We start from the raw sequence: 2192 nt of genomic DNA on the forward strand, positions 1-2192 counted from the left end.
TTGCAAAGGCTAGAATAATTGATGAACCAATGAATTTAAGAGATAAACCAAGTCAGAAACATTCAAATGTATTAAAGACTATGCCAATAGGTGCTGATGTTGTAGTTTTAGACAGAGTGAAAGGAGATATACCTTATTATAAGGTTAAATATGTAAATGATGGTAAAGTATATGAAGGGTATGTGAGTGTATATTTTGCTGGAGCTACAGTTGTCGAGTTATACCAAGATAATTCTACTAATGAATTTTTAGGTGTTTTATCAGAAAAATATGAATCAAACGGTAATCCAGGAGCTATTTCAGATACTCCAGGAGATTTTGGCGGAAAGTCATATGGAGCATGGCAATTATCTGCTAAGACTGGTTCACTAGACTCATTTGTAAACTGGTTAAAGGATAAAAATTATGAATTTTATAAACAACTTACAGATGCTAGAAATCTAGATGCTAATACAAATTGTGGTCCTAATTTTGATTCAGCTTGGAGAAATATAGCTAATAATCACTATAATACATTTTATTATTTACAGCAGCAATATACTAAAGAAGCATTTTATGATGCTCTGCTTATGAAGTTAGTTAAAACAGGAGATTATTCTAAAATTCTATCAAGCTTTGCAGCTAGAAATGTTATATGGTCAACAGTTGTTCAACATGGAGTAGCTGGAGCATATAATATAATAGCGAATAAAGTAAATGAAACTAATGACGTAGAAGCATTTATAAAAGGAGTTTATGCTGAAAGAGGTCGTAGAAGATCAGATGGTGAGCTAGTACATTTTTATAGTAGTTCTAAAGCCGTTCAAGAATCTGTAGCTAGAAGATTTATAAGAGAAGAAAAAGAAGCGTTAAAAATGTATAGATTTGCAAATGAATAATTCAATTGGAGAAAAATTATGAAACATAATAAAAAAAAGATTTTTATAATATTTCTTTGCTTTAGTTTAATTTTAATTAGTTCATATTTTATTATTAATAGAATTAAGCTTAATAACGTTAAAAATAGTAAAACTGAACAATTTAATAGTAAAGATGAATTTAAAAAAGAAGTTGAAAATAAAGCTAAAGATGATTCGGAAACTAAAAAATATTTAGAAAATGAACAAAAAAACAATCTAGATGAAAATAAAGAATCAGGAGAAAGCATTTCAGATAAAAATAAAGAAGATATTAATAAAGAGAATAATAATGAATTTTCAGCTCAAAAAGCATTGGAATTTGTACAGAATAAGTATGGTAAAGATGATGATATTATATATGATATTAGTGACAGTCCACAAGACTTAAATGGAAAAGAAGGATATATTGTACAAGTTAAATCTAAGAGTATGATAGAACAAGGAGGAACAGGAGTATTATTTTCGTTATTAGTAGATAAAAATGGTGAAATAACTGAGATAGGTTAATACAAATTTTAATAGAAGTTATAAATAGTAGATGCCGTTATGGTTATCTACTATTTTATTATGTTTGTAATTCTATTAAGCATGATGAATATTAAATAATTTTATTAAAATTTTTTGTTCAAATATTAAAAGCTGTAGAAATTTTGTATAAAACAAAATTCTACAGCTTTTAATTTATTATATTATATATAAAATTTGAGTTATTTTAACTTTTTATATCTTCAAAAATATAATCATGTATTTGTTTTACAGTTATATTATTATCGAAAGTTAGATAATAAACCCCATTTATCATTTCTCCTTTTGAGTAATTATCTTTTGGAAATCTTTCTTGCTCTAATCCAGAACCACCCATAGATGAAACTGTTTTTGCAAGCCCTAATATTTCGCTAGAAGATAAGCTAGTAGTTATCATAGGCATAAGATCATTTAAAATTGATGGATATTTAGTTGGTGAAACTTTATTAAATTTTTCAAATAGTTTTGTTAGAACTATTCTTTGTCTTTCAGTTCTCTCACCATCTCCACCAGCTGTATATCTTATTCTACAGTATGCTAAAGCTTGAGTTCCATTAACATGTTGAGTACCAGCTGATGTTATACTATTTACATTTGTTTTATTTAAAGCATTAAGATTATTTATATAATCATTTATATATTTGATTTCATCATTTCTTATATCTAAATCAATTCCACCAATAGAATCAATTATTTTAGGTAATGATGAGAAGTTAACTGTAGCAAAATCTTTAAGATTTAAATCAAAGTTTTCATTTAGAGTTTTTA

General features: G+C 26.4%; 2 protein-coding genes and 1 pseudogene. 2 read left to right on the top strand and 1 reads right to left on the bottom strand.

What is annotated here, in order from left to right; all coding sequences use genetic code 11:
• Nucleotides 1–878: pseudogene (locus Q4E08_RS12065) on the top strand (hypothetical protein); the annotation flags it as partial.
• An 18-nt stretch (nt 879–896) separates the two neighbouring features.
• A complete protein-coding gene (locus tag Q4E08_RS12070) occupies nt 897–1406 on the top strand; it encodes a hypothetical protein (RefSeq protein ID WP_303131264.1) in 510 nt (169 codons plus the stop codon).
• A gap of 205 nt (nt 1407–1611) precedes the next feature.
• Here Q4E08_RS12070 and Q4E08_RS12075 read toward each other — a convergent pair.
• The coding region (locus Q4E08_RS12075; protein WP_303131267.1) for an LCP family protein at nt 1612–2192 on the bottom strand (581 nt) is incomplete at its 5' end.

The organism is Clostridium sp., assembly GCF_030532265.1.
In the GTDB taxonomy this organism is placed as follows: Bacteria; Bacillota; Clostridia; order Clostridiales; family Clostridiaceae; genus Clostridium.